The 17,051-nt window shown below is 57.0% G+C and carries 9 protein-coding genes and 1 pseudogene; 4 read left to right on the forward strand and 6 right to left on the reverse strand.

The genetic code is table 11. From position 1 onward, the window contains the following. Positions 1-319: 319 nt before the first annotated feature. Both LMTR3_RS16620 and LMTR3_RS16625 read right to left on the reverse strand, forming a co-directional pair. Positions 320-1,690 (reverse strand): aspartate aminotransferase family protein, encoded by a 1,371-nt coding sequence (locus LMTR3_RS16620; RefSeq protein WP_065746160.1) that lies wholly within the window; start codon positions 1,688-1,690, stop codon positions 320-322. 600 nt (positions 1,691-2,290) lie between these two features. Further along, positions 2,291-3,031, reverse strand: coding sequence for a hypothetical protein (locus LMTR3_RS16625; RefSeq protein WP_065746161.1), 741 nt, complete (start codon positions 3,029-3,031; stop codon positions 2,291-2,293). 1,149 nt (positions 3,032-4,180) lie between these two features. Here LMTR3_RS16625 and LMTR3_RS16630 point away from each other — a divergent pair. From LMTR3_RS16630 to LMTR3_RS16640, 3 genes are read left to right on the forward strand one after another with little or no spacing between them, the layout of a single operon-like run. After that, positions 4,181-4,873: a gluconate 2-dehydrogenase subunit 3 family protein gene (locus LMTR3_RS16630; RefSeq protein WP_065746162.1), complete on the forward strand. Its 693-nt coding sequence runs from the start codon at positions 4,181-4,183 to the stop codon at positions 4,871-4,873. 1 nt (position 4,874) lies between these two features. Then, the gene (locus tag LMTR3_RS16635; RefSeq protein WP_065746163.1) at positions 4,875-6,641 is read left to right on the forward strand and encodes a GMC family oxidoreductase; all 1,767 of its coding nucleotides are present in this window, start codon (positions 4,875-4,877) and stop codon (positions 6,639-6,641) included. Between the two features lie 13 nt (positions 6,642-6,654). After that, positions 6,655-7,968 (forward strand): cytochrome c, encoded by a 1,314-nt coding sequence (locus LMTR3_RS16640; RefSeq protein WP_065746164.1) that lies wholly within the window; start codon positions 6,655-6,657, stop codon positions 7,966-7,968. Between the two features lie 543 nt (positions 7,969-8,511). Here LMTR3_RS16640 and LMTR3_RS36525 read toward each other — a convergent pair. The 4 genes and pseudogenes from LMTR3_RS36525 to LMTR3_RS40290 all read right to left on the reverse strand — a co-directional run bounded on the left by LMTR3_RS36525 (position 8,512) and on the right by LMTR3_RS40290 (position 13,517). Next, positions 8,512-8,715, reverse strand: coding sequence for an Lrp/AsnC family transcriptional regulator (locus LMTR3_RS36525; protein WP_084029672.1), 204 nt, complete (start codon positions 8,713-8,715; stop codon positions 8,512-8,514). A gap of 501 nt (positions 8,716-9,216) precedes the next feature. Next, complete coding sequence (locus tag LMTR3_RS40285; protein WP_502686647.1) at positions 9,217-9,408, reverse strand: aminotransferase class I/II-fold pyridoxal phosphate-dependent enzyme; 192 nt, start codon at positions 9,406-9,408, stop codon at positions 9,217-9,219. Between the two features lie 563 nt (positions 9,409-9,971). Then, the gene (locus LMTR3_RS16655; protein ID WP_065746167.1) at positions 9,972-10,400 is read right to left on the reverse strand and encodes a hypothetical protein; all 429 of its coding nucleotides are present in this window, start codon (positions 10,398-10,400) and stop codon (positions 9,972-9,974) included. A gap of 1,738 nt (positions 10,401-12,138) precedes the next feature. Next, a pseudogene (locus LMTR3_RS40290) lies at positions 12,139-13,517 on the reverse strand (IS256 family transposase). Between the two features lie 2,520 nt (positions 13,518-16,037). On the opposite strand from LMTR3_RS40290, the gene LMTR3_RS16675 reads away from it, so the two are divergent. After that, a complete protein-coding gene (locus LMTR3_RS16675) occupies positions 16,038-16,898 on the forward strand; it encodes a DMT family transporter (RefSeq protein ID WP_176721925.1) in 861 nt (286 codons plus the stop codon). Positions 16,899-17,051 lie beyond the last annotated feature (153 nt).

Genomic DNA, 17,051 nt, shown 5'->3' on the forward strand with positions numbered 1-17,051 from the left:
GCCGACGCGGCGCTACGTCCGACTTAAGCGTATGGTCAAGCATAGACACAAGCCGATCCCTTCAGAGAGATCCTCAAACTCGCCTATCCCTCGCGCCACGAGAAGGTGGGATCAAAACGACGCTTACCTAACAAGCTAGGGCGGGGCCATTCTGAGCTACAACCACTGCGATCCGATTGGACGCCGCGCCAAAGCCGTCGCCATCGCGCTCCATGTTTTCCCGTCGTTAGAAAGTGCCGACGCTGATCGCTTCGCGCGCCAGAATCAGGCCGAAGCTCTGGCCGAAAATCAGCTTACGGCACTGCAACCGATGCTTTGTTCATGTGCGCACCTCTATCGCGTCCAACATCTCTTGATGGGTGTCGAGAAAGCCTGCGAACACGTCGACGATGAACTCGGCGTCGGCACGAGTCATCGGTGTCGAGATGGAAGCGGCCGCGCCAAGCGGCAGGATGATCCCATTCTCCGCAAAGAAGCGCGTTAGCTGCTTCATTAGAGTTGCTCCCTCCGGCGCGGGATGGGCCTCACGATAGTCATTCGGGACTCGTGCCATCGGATGGATGCGAAAGAGTGAGGCGGCTCCGGTGACGCACAGCGGCGCGCCCCGGTTTGAGATGGCTCGGCTAATGCCGTCCCGAACAAAGTTGCCAAGTATCTCCAAATATTCAAAAGTCGTATGATCCAGATGCCGCATTGCGGCAAGACCCGCTGTCATCGATAGAGGATTAGCGGAAAATGTGCCGCCTTGCGAAAGCAGTGGCCGGCCCGCTGATGCATCGAATACTTTCATCACGTCCTCGCGACCGCCGATGGCTCCGATCGGCAAACCGCCGCCAATGATCTTGCCCATCGTGACGAGGTCCGGAACAAGGCCATAGCGGGCGGAGGCACCTCGGAAACCCTGTCTGAGATTCAGGACTTCATCAGCAATTACAAGAATGCCGTTGTTACGGGCAGTTTCCTGAACCGCCACAATGAAGTCAGGGGTCGGCGCAATTAGACCACCGCGGCTTGGCATCGGATCCAAAACAACGGCGGCAAGCTTTTGCGCATGCAACGACAACAACCGGCGTACGCCTTCAACATCGTTGAAGCGGAGCACAACCACTTCATCGAGGACGCTTGCCGGCATCCCGCGATAGAAGGCCGTAGACCTGGGCGCGGTTGGATCACCCCAATTGTCCGGCGTCGCCGCCAGACTCACCTCGCCCCAGTCGTAGGCGCCATGATAGGCGCCCTCGAGCTTGGCGATTTTCGTACGTCCGGTGAAGGCCCGCGCAGCCTTGATCGCAAACAGCACGGCCTCAGTTCCCGTATTAACGAAGCGAACACGATCAACCCGCGGAATCCGGCCGCACAGTAGTTCGGCGAGTTTGATCTCGCTCTCCGTCGGGTTCGCGAAGCAGCTGCCGCGCTGGAGTTGATGGGTGAGTGCTTCGACGACGGGTGCGAAGGCATGACCATGGATCAACGTCGTGAAGTTGCCATTGAGGTCGAGAAACCGGCGGCCATCGACATCAAACAGATAGCTGCCCGTTCCGCGCTCAATATAGAGTGGGACCGAATCTCGCTCGATGGTTACTCGCGAAGTGCCGTCAGGGAAAACCAGCCACGCGCGGCCAAAGCTGTCCTTAGATCTCTGCCCAACGCGCGTCCCTGCCCTATTCGAAGCTGCAAATCCCTGGTTCACGTTGTCTCCATCGCTATATTTGCTATTTGCACAGTGGGCCAAGCGCTACTACTTGCAGGGCCACCTCTTTCGGGGCCCTGCCATTCGGCGGTTTGTCTCCAGAGCGCCGACTTTTCTCCGGAGCGAGATCAAGCCGATCTTAATATCGTGACGCTTACCTTGGACAGAAAATAGGAGGTGAACAGGATCAGCCCCCTCGTGCCGAACCGCTGCCGTTCGTTTTGCGTACCTAAGGCCCAATATACGCTCGATAAGTCCAAGTATCTGGGAGCGCTCTGGTAGCGGCGCCGCTGGCAGGCGCACCTAGCGCGCGTGAGCCGCAACAGCCCCTTCGGGGTTGGATTGGGAATGCCATGCCGCCGCGGCGGCTGCATGCGCGGAACATGCTGCTGATTGTAAGGCGCACAGCTATCGTTTGCAGCGAGAAAGAATCGCATTTGGCTTCCACGACGGAGGTGGAATGCGGAACTCGTGCCGCATTATTATGAACTGCTCCAGGTAGCCCTTCTAGACGACGCGATATGCGGCCGTGGCAAAGGCTATTGTCGCCGATCAGCGTCGAATTCTTAGGCTCAGCATTTGCGCAGCTGCGTACCAAAGTTAAGTACTGCTCGGTCGTGCCGGTGAAGGTGACAGGCCTGAAAGCAGCTCGGTTCTATCGTGGCGCTCAACCTGGCTCCTCAACTCCTCGCCGGTTAGCCAAATAAGCCAATCGTCATCCACAATCTCCTCTTCTACCAGCTGTAGTATCGACCCGCCTGGTTCATGATGCAGCATTTCATATTGCGCAACGAGCCCCTTATCCAGTGAAAAGCGCGCCACAAGTGAACATAAGAAGTCAGGAGCCCACATGGCAAAAGACACGCCATGTGCGATTCCTGCTGTGATCTTGGCAAGACCCCGCCCCCTAAAGTCTTTGCGGACCCAAAGATCCCCGTGGTAGGCTACTTTCCCCGTCATTTTCTTCGCGCTTGGTGCCTTGCAAGTACAACGGTCCTCAGGATGTGCATGTATGGCTGGGTTAGCATAGAACGCGTTCAGCGATTCAAGATGTTCTGCAAAGTTGCTGTGCGAAAGATCGTACAGTCGAGCAGCGTCTGAAAGAGCGACCTCGTTATTCTTGTCGATGCCTATAATCCAATACCCCTCGCCTAATTTGATTGGCGAGCGATCTGGCCGGAAATTTGGATATGTTCGCCTCTTTGTTGGCGTGGCCCCTGTGATCGAGACATACTCATGAAAATCGAATCCTATCGAAAGCTTGACGCCCTTTTGGGCGGCAGCGTCGTCATATACCTTAAGGAAGCGTGAGACTTGCAACGGGTTAACGACGCTTGTCATTACTGCACCTTGTCCTATCGATATGCCCTAGGCTAAACGACGAATTACGGTACAGCATTAACAGTGGATCAAGACACTACCTACTCTGGTGAGGAATACTCTTTCGATAGGGACTCGGTTTGGCGAGTATCAGCATTCAACGGGGCAAGAACGTTCTGAGCGATAGGGGGGCTCGATTATCTCCGGCTTGCGGCAGACGATATCGCCGGTAGTAGGACGAGCTGGCAACCGTTGTCGAGCACCCGTGCAATTCAAGCCTTCTTCCGGTATTCCGCGGCATTCTTTGACACCATTCGGCAACACTTCACAACGGATTGTCACGTAAGATAAGATTGATACTTCCTTCCGCTCTTATGATCGGCCTGGCGCATTTGTACTGCCGGGATGCATAATTGTTAAATATCATCTCTTCAGAAGCTGCGCCAGCAGCTGCACGCGGATACTCCCAGTAGCCTAATAACGTGGCGCTCTTCAATGGCTGGTTTTATTCTCAGTCCATGAGTTAAGGTTGGGACTCGACAATCCTTGAACAGGTGTTGCTGGAAGGCGATGGCGCATTACTTGAGCTCCCTATTTTCGAGGAGGCTTGTTCTTCTGCCGGCCTCAACAGTGCTTGTACGCATGGCAGACTACATGGACGGTAGAACCTAGAAACTACCAAGATCGATAGTAGATATTGTTTTCCCCGGAACGCATCATCGCTGGTCAGCGAGCCTAGAACGAGGCGTGACGCCGCGGTCAACTACCAGGCCAGTAATTGATCTAGATGACAGAAGCACGCCATCACCGCACGAAGCCGCTCAGCCTCACAGATCTCCAACGACACGCACCATGACATCGCCGACTACATCTCGACATCTCCCCCGCCACGGCTCGACAGCGCGCGAACTTCTTGTCCCCAACGATCCGATCCGTCCTTTTGGGACCAATTGCGTTAACTGACGCCGGATTGATAGCCAGCTGCACCGGCACGGCGGTGAGAACCTCGAAATTCCTGCTGTCAGACATATATTCGCTCACATGACCTCCAGGGAACGACTCACTAGAACATCCTTCGACACTCGAACATCATCCGCGACGTGGGCGCACCATCCCTTTTCATTTGCGCGCATTTTATGGTGGGTGTTAACTAGCCAGAAGGGCCGCAGCATGAGCACAAAAGTCTTGACCACAACCCGTCGGGCCTTTCTCAAAAAAACAGCAGCTAGTGCCGCCGTATCCGCCTTGCCGGCTTGGACACACGAACCAGCACCAGTGCCGCTCGAACAGTACCAGTCGCAGTTCTTCACCGCGGACGAGTGGGCTTTCATCCTTGCCGCCACGGCCAGGCTGATTCCGTCGGAAGGTGATGGCCCGGGCGCGATCGAGGCGCGCGTTCCTGTCTTCATCGACCTGCAGCTGGCTGGCGACTTCGGAAAAGGGACGAAATGGTATCTGCAGGGGCCGCATGACCCGAACGCGCCGCCACAGCTCGGCTATCAGTCGCCGCTTCCCCCCGCCGAGGCTTATCGGGCAGGCATTGCGAACATCAACGACTGGTGCCGGTCCAATCATGGCCGGCCTTTCGTCGAGCTCAGCCCGAAGGAGCAGAACGATGTCCTGACCGGCCTCGACAATAACCAGATCGTGCTCACGTCCACGCTGGGCGTCAATTTCTTCGACCTTCTGCTGCAGAACACGAAGGAAGGCTACTTCGCTGATCCCATGTATGGTGGCAATTGCAAAATGTCCGCTTGGGTCCATATCGGCTTTCCCGGCGCGCGGGCGAGTTTCCGCGAATGGGTCGGGGTGAACAAGCCGTATCCGCTCGGTCCGGTCACCATTGCCGGCGAGAGGGCGTAACATGGTGGCGACCGCGAAGAAGAAGGACGTTGTCATCGTCGGCCTGGGATGGACCGGCTCGATCGTTGGCATGGAGCTCTGCAAGGAAGGGCTTGAAGTGCTTGCTCTCGAACGAGGCGACGATCGCGACACGGTGCCCGATTTCCGATATCCTAATGTCGCGGACGAACTGAAGTATGGCGTCCGCTATGCGCTCATGCAGAAGCCGCGCAACTCGACGCTCACTATACGCCGCACGCTCGGGGAAACTGCGCTGCCCTATCGCGCGCTGGGCTCCTTCCTACCGGGCGACGGCATCGGCGGTGCGGGCGTACACTGGAACGGCAATACCTTCAGGCCGATGGCCGAGGAACTACGTCTGCGCTCCTATGTCCTGGAGAATTTCGGCGAAAGCATCATTTCGGAGGGTATGACCATTCAGGACTGGGGGATCACTTATTCGGAGCTCGAGCCGTATTTCGATCGCTTCGAAAAGGTCGCCGGCATCGCCGGCAAGGCCGGCAATATCAACGGCAAGATCGTCGAGAGCGGCAATCCCTTCGAGGCGCCGCGCTCCGGCGAATACCCCATGCCGCCTCTGCCGCAGACCGTGGATGCGCTGATGTTCGCCGAAGCGGCGCGGAGGATGGGATATCACCCCTATCCCCTGCCCTCTGGGAATGCTTCTGAGGCCTATACCAATCCCTACGGTATGCAGCTTGGACCCTGCAGTTTCTGTGGGTTCTGCGATCGCTTCGGCTGTTTCAATTATTCCAAGTCGTCGCCGCAGACCTGCATTCTCGATGCGCTCAAGCGGAAGCCGAATTTCGAGTACCGTGTGAATGCCGAAGTCCTTCGGGTGGAGCTTTCGCCCGACCACAAGACGGCGACCGGCGTGACCTATCTGACGGCCGAAGGTGCGGAGGTGTTTCAGCCTGCCGACCTGGTGATCCTGGCAGCCTATCAGCTCCACAATGTGCATCTGATGCTGCTCTCGGGCATTGGGAAGCCCTATGATCCGGTCAGCGACGAAGGCATTACGGGCAAGAACTATGCCTATCAGATGACTGGCAGTACTTCGCTGTTCTTCAAGGACATCGACTTCAATCCGTTCGTCGGTGCCGGATCAAACGGCATAGTCATTGATGATTTCGCTATCAACCGCATCGATTTCGGTGCCCACGGCTTCATCGGCGGCAGTTATATCTGCGCCGGCACATCCAATGGCCAGCCGATTCGTTCCATGCGCCTGCCGACACGAACGCAGTCTTGGGGAGGTCAATGGAAACAGGCGATCAAAGAATGGTACGGCCATTCCATGTCGATCGGCTCGCACGGGTCGAACATGTCCTATCGCGACTCCTATCTGGACCTCGATCCTACTTACAAGGACCGGTACGGAAGGCCGCTGCTGCGGATGACGTTCAACTGGAAACCCAACGATATCCGCATGACACAGTTCATGAAGACAAAGATCGAGGCGATCGCCAAGAGTATGAATCCGGACATCACGGAGTCAGACTACAAGTCCAACGGTGCGATGTACGATGTCCGCCCCTATCAGACAACACACAACGTCGGCGGGGCCATCATGGGCACGGATCCGAACACGTCCGCACTTAACCGGTATCTGCAGAGCTGGGACGTGCACAACGTGTTCGTAATGGGGGCTAACGCATTCCCTCAGAACATCCAGTATAACCCGACGGGAATGGTCGGTGCGCTTGCTTACTGGTCGGTCGCCGCGATCAGGAAGGACTACCTTCCCAACCCGCGGTCACTGATTTGAGGCAGTCGGCACGATGAGGACGCTCCTCACAACCATTCTGGCCCTTGCCGTCCTTGGCCTCATTGCGGTTGCGCTGACTGGCCTTGTGCCTGCCCGGAAAACGCCCGTGCAGCAGCGGGTGGCCGGCGACTTCACGTCGGCTGGCGGGCAGGGTGAATATGTCGTGCGCGTGGCCGACTGCGCGGCTTGCCACACGGCCAAAGGGGGAAAACCATTTGCTGGAGGGCACGCCATCCCTAGTCCGTTCGGCACGATCTGGTCAACGAATATCACGCCGGACCCGGAGACCGGGATCGGAAGCTATACGCTCGACGACTTTCGCGCGGCACTCTACGATGGCTTGCGGAAGGATGGGACCTGTCTTTATCCTGCCATGCCTTACGAGAACTACCGCAAAATGTCCGAAGACGACGTACGGGCGCTCTATCAGCATTTCATGAATGAAGTAGAGCCCGTATCAAACCAAGTGAAGGAAACGCGGCTGACGTTCCCCTTTAACCAGCGCTGGGCTATCCGCGCCTGGAACTGGGTTGCCCTGGACGACGCCGGCTTCAAGCCTCGCTACAACGATCTCGTGCGCGATCGCGGCGCCTACATCGTCGAAGCGCTCGGCCATTGTGGCGCTTGCCACAGCCCGCGCAACCTCTTTTCTGCGCAGGACGGCACTGACGCGACAGCGCAGGCTTTCCTGACAGGCGGTGAAATCGACGGCTGGCCCGCACCGAGCCTGCGTGGCCCGGCGTCGGCGGTAACCAACTGGAGCGCTGAAGAGCTGAAGGCTTTTCTGGCATCGGGACGCAATAGCCACTCAGGCGTTACTGGAGAGATGGCGGTCGTGGTGCAGGATTCCATGCAATTCCTGACCAGTAAGGATCTGGACGCGGTCGTCGCCTATCTCCGGGGCATTAGCGGTGCGGCCGAGCAGCTACCAGCCCGCAATGACGATAAGGCCAAGCAGACTATCGCGTTGTTGAACGCCGCCGATCCTTCCATGGATCTAGGTCCGAGGCTCTATCTCGACAATTGCAATGGATGCCACTTCACGAACGGCAAAGGCGCCAAGGGCGTCTTTCCTGAACTGGATGGCAACTCGATCGTGGTGGCCCGCCAGGGCGGCGGCCTGATTGACGTAATCCTCAACGGCGCGCGCATGCCCTCGACGGAAAGCAATCCGATGCGGCTTGCCATGCCGGGCTTTCGCGACCGCCTCTCGGATAAGGAGGTAGCCGACCTCGCCACCTTCCTGCGCCAGAGCTGGTCGAACAATGCCGGCCCGATCGATGAGACAGCAGTGGTGGCGCGGCGCCAGAAGTTGGCGGCTCACTAAGACCATCTGATCCCCGCCACGCTCTTCAACACGAGATGAGAAGACGACAAGGTCGCCTCGACCGATGGGGCGCGGTGTCGTCAGAATATTTGACGATCCCCCGACTAGATCCGATCAACTTCTTGAACTGGCTGCTTTGAACCGATAACATCTAACCCAAAGACTGCGCCAGACCGATTTCCAAACTTCGCGACGCCACCGCTTCCATTCTGAGAGGGCGAATAATTCATTGTCTTGATGTAATGGCATCAACCCTGTCGTCTCCGTCCATCACCACCTGCTCCACGTCAAAGCTTGCCGCTTACGGTCGAGGCGCCATCCCGGCAGATATTGCGATCGAACTTCATCCCTATGACAATGTGAGATACTGCTCGCATAATCGCCCTTATCTCGTTCAGCCGAGTGAGCTCAGCATCTAATTGCTCAAGCGTTTCCGCGACGACGTGGATGATGAGATCCCAATCACCCTTTATTACACATGGTCTGCACGGCAGGAATTCAATTGATGCCCCACCTCCGCATAGCTCTTATTTTCCACAGCTGCTAAGGTAAAGCAATGAATTGGTTCAGACATTTCCGAAGGTGTAGCGCATATCCAGCAATGACGCCGTTCGCCTCTAGCCTTTTAATGCGTTTCTTAAGCGTGGTGCGGGAAACGCCCAACTGGCGCGCCAGTGACGCGATAGGTTCGCGGGCGTTTCGTTGCAACAACGCGAGCAACTGGCGATCTTTGTTGGGAAGATTCATGGCCGCCCCCGGTTTGAGCACACCTCTGCACGGCTCACTTCCCTCGAGTTTACTACTAGCGGACAAACGAGACTCGAGAGGCTTCTAATGGACCGAGGCTTTGGTCCGTGAATGACGCAACTGCCGAAGGACGCCGCCATTGCGCGGTCAACTCCCAAAATCCGCAAGATCGCGCGTCGCTCTTTCATCAGGAAAGCTTCCTCGACAGCAACCGGCCTGTTTACGGCCTTCATTCGCCAATAGGCTTCTTCAAGCCCTGAAATGGACGTGGCGTAAAGAGAATCGGAACTACAGGCCGAGCCCGAATGCGGCCCCCCGGACCGAGTGCAACGCCGACGCTGCGCGGGAGATATTTGGCGGACTCGGCATCGCTGTTGATGCGTTCGCCATGCCGCATATTCCTGGGCGCGAAAGAGCGTTCGGCCTTTCGGCGTGACCATCGGCCAACCAACGTTGATCGTCAGGGTTCGGTCGCGAAGGAAAGGATCGATCGCGGCGGGGTCACGAAGCGGAACTCTCGAGGTGCGCGTAGATGTCGTCCACAATGAACCAGATGTGCGTACGCTCCATCAACATGTCCAGTATAGTTCGGTAATCCGGCTTCGAAATAAGTGACCCGGATGGGTTGGACGGCGAGTTCAACATCGCCCACCGCGTGCGCGGCGTGATTGCTCGGGCGGAGATCCTTCGCAGTCAAGTGAAAATCGTTGGCTTCTCGACATGGCACCAGCACAGGCTTTCCACCCATGATCGGGACGATCGGCGTGGCTCACCCACTAGGGCGTCGGAGATGATAACCTCATCGCCGACCGCGAGCGTTCTCATCATCGCGTTGAACAGACACTGCTTGGCGCCGGCAGACACCTTGAGCGTCTTGGGAGAAGTCGAGGCCGTTCTCGCGCTTGAACCTCGCACGGATCGCGGCTAGCAGCTCGAGCGCTCGAGGGCGGTGTATTTGGTAGCGTACATCGCCCGCTTCGGCACTTCATGGAGGTGGTTCGGCGTGTCAAATCCAGCCTCTCTGCTCTTGAGAACAATAACCTCCCTGCCCTGACGCTTCAATTCATTGGCGAGGCTCGTGACTTTCAGGAGCTCCGAGACGTCGATCGCCAAAGGTTGCTCGCCCGCCGAAACAGGGTCGACCGTACTTGAGCAGGAGCGTTCACGCCCGATCTTCTCTCCACACAACGTCGAAGTTGATGCCCTGGGCGAGCGGCAGCATCCGACTGCCATTGATGGCGTTTGTCGCACGTCGCTTATAGGCATTCCACGCGTGGGACCCGGAGTCCCGCCCGCCATCTATCGCTTTCCCGCCCCCGATCGCGCAGCGATTTTCTGCGCCCGATGTGGCGATATTGACGTCGGCGATGCCGCAATCGGCCCACGCGCGACAGGAACGTTTCTTCTCCGCGCAGATCATTGCTGAAGATCGGGCAAACGGCTTTGTGCAGCCCGAGCACGCTCTCGAAACAGCTGTACTTCATCACATAGAGCATGAGCGCGAAAGTCTCGTGCTCGACCGGCGCTGTCTGCGCGGCTATCTCTACCAGAGCCGGACGAAGGTAGAACGGGTCGGCAGCTCCCTTGACGGCGACACGCCTACCGCCGTGTATAGTACCACCCGCTGTCTTCGCCGGTTCAAGTGCACGTTGCATGCCGCGATAAGCTGCTTCATCGATCAGCATTTCGCCGCGGTTTGAAGCGCGGTGCCGATCCTGACGCGTGCATGGGCGCGCTTCAGGCGCGGTATAAAGGCGTCCTGATGCTTGGCCGCCCTCTGGAGGATCAACTCGAGATCGGCGCTGGGCGCAACACTGCTCCAACTCTCCAGATGCACGATTCCTAAGATGAATATTGAGCGAATATGTAAAGCGAGAGCATTCTTGCGCATCCCGCCAGAATTGGTAGGTGATCCCCTTCGCCTCTGCTGTATTCTTCACCATCGAGATCGACGACCGCTTCGCGGCTGTCGCCACAATTTGTAAGTGGCGACGATCCGGGAAACCATAGTTCGCGACTAGAGATCGTAAGAGCTCTCCGGAGGCTGATACGTAACGGAAGCCCCATACTCAAAGATTGTATCGAGATAGGGTCTCCACACGGCACATCCGATAAACAATCCAACTTCCCAGAAGCCTTCGCAAATTCCTCAGTGGCACGCCGTTTGCTGGCATGAGAACGAAGGAGCCACCGCAAAAGCAGGATTTCGTGCTAGGAGCTGCGATGAAGCTTGTCCGATTGATCCTGATGAATGTGCTGACGAGATTTATGCTTGCCGCCCAAGGACGAACATCACTGTCGCTGTCGCCGCGAACTTCACCGAGCAGGACAAGGAGATCCTGCAGCTTTCAAACACAAGACCGGCCAATACGCCGTGCCGAGCTCCAGCAAGCGGCCGGTTTCACAGCCAGATCACACCAGGCGCGCTGCTTCAGGTGCTTCTCTCGGCCGAAGACTCCCGCCTGAAGGAAACCGATCTAGGATAGTCTCCCGGTTCCCGGCAAGCCACATCACGTAGGCGATCGGAACGCTCTAGGTATGCAGGAAGACCGCGACTTTCACGAAAGGTGCGCTAGAAACGAGGTAAACAGGATGAAATGCCTTTCGTACCGAACCGCTGACATTCATCTTGCGCAGCCAACTCTCGACATATCGCTCGGCACGCCCTCATTTGGATCTCGCGCCGGCAATCGCCAAACTGGTGGCGACCTTGCGGCATTAGGATTAAGAACTGATACCGGCCGCTCAGCGCGTATATGACGCTGCTGTTGAACGAAGTTCTCGGAGCACGGGCGTAGCGACGCCGGTCGCTACACGCTTTGCGCGTGGAACGCATAGCCGCTTCGGTCTGCGGGCTGTTGGGGATATGATGATTCGCAGCTGCGTGCGTGGGCGAACCACCCGGGTGATCCTGAGGCACACCGCGATCGTTTGCGCGAGGAGCGCTCGCATTCCTCTTCGACGGTGATGGAACGAGGAACTCGTCGCTGCATCCTAATGCACAGCTCGAGAAGTCGGCCCTTATCGAGGACGGGCAGGCGTGCCAACGGCTCGCCACCGGCCAGCATTTGCGCGGCACAAATACTGGCTACCGTCCGCTCGTGTCGATGAAACTCATGCGGCTGATCAGCTTGGATCTGCCGTGACGATCAACACGGCTCCTCAACTCCTCGCCGGGTTAGCCAAACGAAATAGTCGTTCAGAATATTCTGTTCTACCAGCCGAAACCCGCCGGCTTGATGAGGCGGATTCCCTATTGCGAAATGACGCCCTTCTCCAGTTTCCAGTGCGCTGCAAGTCCACATACGAAATCGGGAGTCCACATAGCAAAAGACACGCCCCACCCTACTCCTGTCATGATCTTGGGCGTGCCCTGTCCTCTATAGTCTCTGCGCAACCAAAGATCCCCGTGGTAAGCTACTTTCAGTTCTGTGCGTCAAGTTCAGCAGAATCGATCATGGGGTCCGGTTGAGCCATCCCCCTCGGAGCCGCCGTCGCTCGCCTCACCCCGAAAGCGCGGCGGGCGAGCGACGGCGGCTCCGAGGGGTGGCCCATTCCCTTGGTGGGCCTGAGCATCGTCAGGCCGCCTGGCGCAGCGGCTCCTTCTTGTGTTCCTTCAACAGATGCATGTTCAGATAACGATGGCCCTCGAACCAGGCCTCGTGTCGCTCGATGGTCAGCGCACGGACAAGCCGCAAACAGCTCTCGGCGTTGGGGAAGATTCTCACGACATAGGTGCGCCGCCGGATCTCCTCGTTGAGGCGCTCCAATGTTGGTCGATTTCATGTGCTTGCGATGCGCCAGGGGCAGGCGGAAGTAGGTCAGCGTCTCCTCGATGTTCTCCTCCACCCAGCCGGTGAGCTTGTGGTGTTTGCTGCCCCATTTGCCGAACCAGGCGGCCAGATCGCGCCGTACCTCGGTCAGGTCGCGCAGGTCATACATCCAGCGGAGCTCAAGCAGACAATCGTCGTCGACCTTGCAGGGAATATAGTCGAGCGCGTTGCGCAGGAAGTGCACATAGCAGTGCTGCCAGAACAGCCCGGCGAGGACTTCGGCGATCGCTTTCTTCAAGCCCGGATGATCGTCAGAGACGACCAGCTCGACACCATGCAGGCCGCGGGCCTTCAGTCCTTCCAAAAACTCTTTCCCGCTTGAGCGGCTCTCCCGGTTGGCCAGCTCGACCGCGAGCACCTGCCGCCGCCCTTCCCAGTCGACCCCGATCGCGATCAGCACCGCCTGGCTCGCAATAATCCCGTCCTCCCGCACCCGCTCGTAGCGCGCGTCCAGGATATAGGGAAACGGATCCTTTAGCCGGCGTTCGCAGAACGCTTTCAGCGACGTGTCCAGCCGCTTGTTGATCGCGCTGATCGCCGAGGCCGAGAAAGCATGGCCCATCAGTTCCTCGGTGACCTGCTTCACCTTCCGCGTCGAGACGCCCTGCACGTACAGCTCGGCCAGTGCCGCAACCAGCGCCTTCTCCGAGCGCTGATAGCGCTCGAACAGTGCTGACGGTCCTGCGGCACCTTAAGCTCGATCTTGCCGAGCCGGGTGAGCAGCGAGCGCGTGTAGTAGCCGGAGCGGTAGCCAAGCCGTGCTTCGGTGCGTTCGCCCTTTTCCGCCCCCAGCGTTTCCGCCATCTCCGCTTCAAGCATCTCCTGCACGGCGGCCTGGATCAGCGGCTTGAGGAACTCCTTGTCCGACGCCAAAAGCTGTTTGACGGCATCCGTCCTAATCTTCGTCACGGTCATGGTGGTCCTTGCTCCTCTACGAGCGGTGATTTTCGCAACCACCGGACCTACCATGACCGCTTCAGCCGCTCAGCTTTTGCAGAACCTCCCGCACACTACCTACTTTCCCTGTCATCTTCTTGGCGCTGGGCGCTATGGAAGTACAGGGATCCCCAGAATGGGCATGTCGAGCCGGGCCAGCGCAAAACTCGTTTACAATATATTCTGCAAAGTTACTGCCCAAAATGTCATATAATCGAACCGGCCTGTAAAGACGCGACGTCGTTATCCTCGTCGACTCCTACCATGCAAAACCTATCGCCACATTTGATTTGCGAGCGGTCCGGCTGGAAATGTAGAGCTGTGGGCCCTTTGTCGGAGTGACTCGTCTGAGCGAGACATACTTATGCAAATCGAAAGCTCGATGCCTTCTTGGGCGGCGGCATCGTCATATATTTGCAAGAAGCGTGAGACGTGCAATGGATTTGCTAGGCTTTCATTACTGTACCTTGTCTATTCGATGAGCTGCATTACAGCTCATTTGCGCGAGGTCGTACTGATGTACACCCGTCAAGGAGGATCGAGAGACTACCTACCCTGGTGAGGAATATTTGTAATCGATATTGGGAAACCGGGGTGACAGTATCAGCATTCAACAGCGGCCGATCAGCGCGGTGAATGGCGTCTGCGGCTTGCGGCAAATGAAGTCGCCGGACCAGTCTGACGAGCTGGCACCCGCTGGTCGAACACCCGTCCTTCATGAACCGCTATGAGCAAGCCCGCTACTCACGATCGAGGACGCCGAGAAGGTTTCAGCTCCGATCAGACGAGACGAAGGATTTCGAAACACTGCTGGGTTTGCAAGCGCTTGATCGAGGACCGAGCGCGAGATCCGCACGCTCGCATGCCGATCAGTTGTGCGACCGGGCCCGTTCGCTGGCGCGGCTCGGAGCGAAATACATGAGACAACGAGTCAACAAGCGCCCCTACAATCTTCGCTAGCGCACCGAGAGCGCCTTCAACGGACTGCGGGCTTTAGGCGCATCGCAACCCGCCACGACAACCTGGCACGCCCCCTATTTTGGCCTCTGTCTATCTCGCCGCAGCTCTTGTCTGTTGGATTCAAAGAGTCTGGCCTGAGCTAGTCAGTTCCCACAAGAAACGCGATTGAGATCAGCTTCTCAACGTCTTGGGCGTTGTGCTCGCTTCATTGCCGCACTTGAAGTCGATACCCTCCTCGCGCATCATAATCAAAAAGATAAAGAAAGAAATCGCAATTGGGGCGCGGACATTGCAAATAGCCTCATGGGTCAACTCCGGAGAATGCGCCGTGGTCAACTACCAACGCTAGTAATTGATGTAGATAACAGACGTATGCAAAGATTGGTTGACTAACGTCAGGTCGTCACACCTCAGCTGCAATGAATTCGGCATGCAAGATCAACCACAATTTGTTCTCGCCAACGGCCTTTCGATGCGATGACTCCTCCTCTGCAGAAAGGATACTCTGCTCATGTCTGCTCCAACAGCGGCCTATCCTTTCTAATGGAAGCGCATGATTGGCTCTCCGGCGCGATCGCCGAGCGCGCAGGAGTTAGAGGTGTCTGGGCGACGGGTCCGTCAGTTGCCCGCTGTCTCGGCTACCGCGATTCCAACAGGTGCTTCATGCTCTCAACTCGTCGACGTGGTCGAGAACAACGTGGTCGTCCATGGCGATAGCGGTCTTGGAAAGTTCGAGGAGCGACGCGGACGAGATCTTCGTCTTCGTAAGTGCCTCGCAGAAAGGGCTCCAGGTCGTGATCACGCCATCGAAATGTAATCGAAATCGGTCTCTGCATATCACGATGCCGGCATCTCCCAGTGTTGTAGGCCAATAATTCCATGCGAGCTGTAATAGCGGTAAACGAGTTGCGGAGTTCTACCCCCAAAGCAAGAACCCCATATCTTTATGTCTTTGGGCAGCCGCTTTGGCGAGCTCGAAAATCATTCTCGGGCCGTCCGCGTTCTCTACACAGAGGAGGCTCTTGCTTATCTGGTGGCGTGGCATTCAGATCGCTGCGGCCCGGTGCAACGATCTCAGGTGATACGAAATCGGCAATCCGGCGTATGCAGGAGCGCATTCTTATTAGCGAAAGCCATTTGTCCCAGCGTAACCGGTGCTGACTAAGTGGTAGGGCAATGAATACGCTTGTAACCAGCGAACGCCGTGACAGCCGAAGGGCGTCTTCTTTCTTTCGCCAGCCACGAATTGTGACCGGATGTTTCGAAAATTGGAAAGAGAGTCGAGGGCTGCGGCGACACAATTTACCAAGCGGGCTTTCCCACCGGGTTACGAAGATCTCGTCACGCGAAGTCTATTCGCGTGGCATCACCGGAGGCAGGCAATGTATGCGTGATTGAACTTGCGCCGCCGGTCCAATCCGGGTACCGCAAAGATTCGGGCTATGTATGCGACTATCGTCGTTCTCGAGATTGTCGATCGCGCTGATATTGCAGAGGTTGTCGTGAACCGCATTTGGCACGTACCGAAACGGTCTGATCTTGTAACCAACATGCTGCCCATGACGGGCCGTCGCATTGATGAGGAAGATGCAAATGATGCGCGACGCCGAACTCAAAGGCATAGCCTATATCGCCTTCTCCAACCTGACATTCGCCATCATGTCTGCGATCATCAAGATCGTCACGATAACAATTCCAGCCTTGGAGGTTTCCGTTCTGCGCAACATGCTCTCGATACTATTTCTTTTACTTGTTCTGCCGAGACACGGCACATTCGATTTTCGGTTTTTTCTGACCAAGGAGCACTTTCTCAGATCTCTCTTCGGATATACGCATTTTGTACTATTCATTCTTTGCGTATCAAGACTTCCACTAGCGGCTGTTTCCGCTATCTCTTACACGAGCCCCATCTGGTCATTGCTATTCTCCGTGTTCGTCTTGAAGGAACGGACAGCCGTCACGCCAATCATCGGTCTGATCTTTGGCGTGCTGGGCATGCTTGCCGTAGTCCAACCGAGCGTCAGCAACATGACCGTTTGGATTGTCGTGGGCCTGGCTGGCGCTGTCTTCAGTAGCCTGGACGTGATGATGGTGAGGCGGATTTCTGGCAGCGAGGCTCCTGAGCGGATAGCGCTAAGCCTCGCGCTCTGGAGCTGCGCGATGGGCCTGCCACTGGCAGTTCCAGGATGGGTTTGGCCGCCCACTGGCGTTTGGCCTTTGCTGATCCTTATAGGGGGCTTGGGGATGCTGGTGCAGGTCACTCTGACAAGAGGTTACACTCTGGCGCGCCTGGGCCGGGGCGCTCCATTCGGAGACTTTATTGGCCTACCCGCAAGCTTGACAGTTGGCTGGCTGTGCTTTGCCGAATTTCCTACACCGCTCATGTGGCTTGGTGTTTGCCTTATTTTATTTGGCTCCTCAATTGCTCTGGTAGAGAGACGATTTGGCACTTGAATCAGCAGAATAACATCAAAGCATATCGGCAGGGACGTTCAAGCGAAGATCAGACAATACAGCCTATCAGCCACAGACCTTCCCAGGGCCGCTTCTACAGATATGGTACCAGTTTCACTCATGCTTTCCGCCACATACTGGTTCTGGGCGCAC

It is taken from the genome of Bradyrhizobium sp. LMTR 3 (assembly GCF_001693485.1).
GTDB lineage: Bacteria > Pseudomonadota > Alphaproteobacteria > Rhizobiales > Xanthobacteraceae > Bradyrhizobium.

What these genes read in the sequence shown, in the direction of transcription:
- LMTR3_RS16630 (WP_065746162.1), top strand. Translation starts at nt 4,181, where the DNA reads ATGAGCACAAAAGTCTTGACCACAACCCGTCGGGCCTTTCTCAAAAAA.
- LMTR3_RS16655 (WP_065746167.1), bottom strand. Translation starts at nt 10,400, where the DNA reads ATGCTGATCGATGAAGCAGCTTATCGCGGCATGCAACGTGCACTTGAA.
- LMTR3_RS16625 (WP_065746161.1), bottom strand. Translation starts at nt 3,031, where the DNA reads ATGACAAGCGTCGTTAACCCGTTGCAAGTCTCACGCTTCCTTAAGGTA.
- LMTR3_RS16640 (WP_065746164.1), top strand. Translation starts at nt 6,655, where the DNA reads ATGAGGACGCTCCTCACAACCATTCTGGCCCTTGCCGTCCTTGGCCTC.
- LMTR3_RS16635 (WP_065746163.1), top strand. Translation starts at nt 4,875, where the DNA reads ATGGTGGCGACCGCGAAGAAGAAGGACGTTGTCATCGTCGGCCTGGGA.
- LMTR3_RS16675 (WP_176721925.1), top strand. Translation starts at nt 16,038, where the DNA reads ATGATGCGCGACGCCGAACTCAAAGGCATAGCCTATATCGCCTTCTCC.
- LMTR3_RS36525 (WP_084029672.1), bottom strand. Translation starts at nt 8,715, where the DNA reads ATGAATCTTCCCAACAAAGATCGCCAGTTGCTCGCGTTGTTGCAACGA.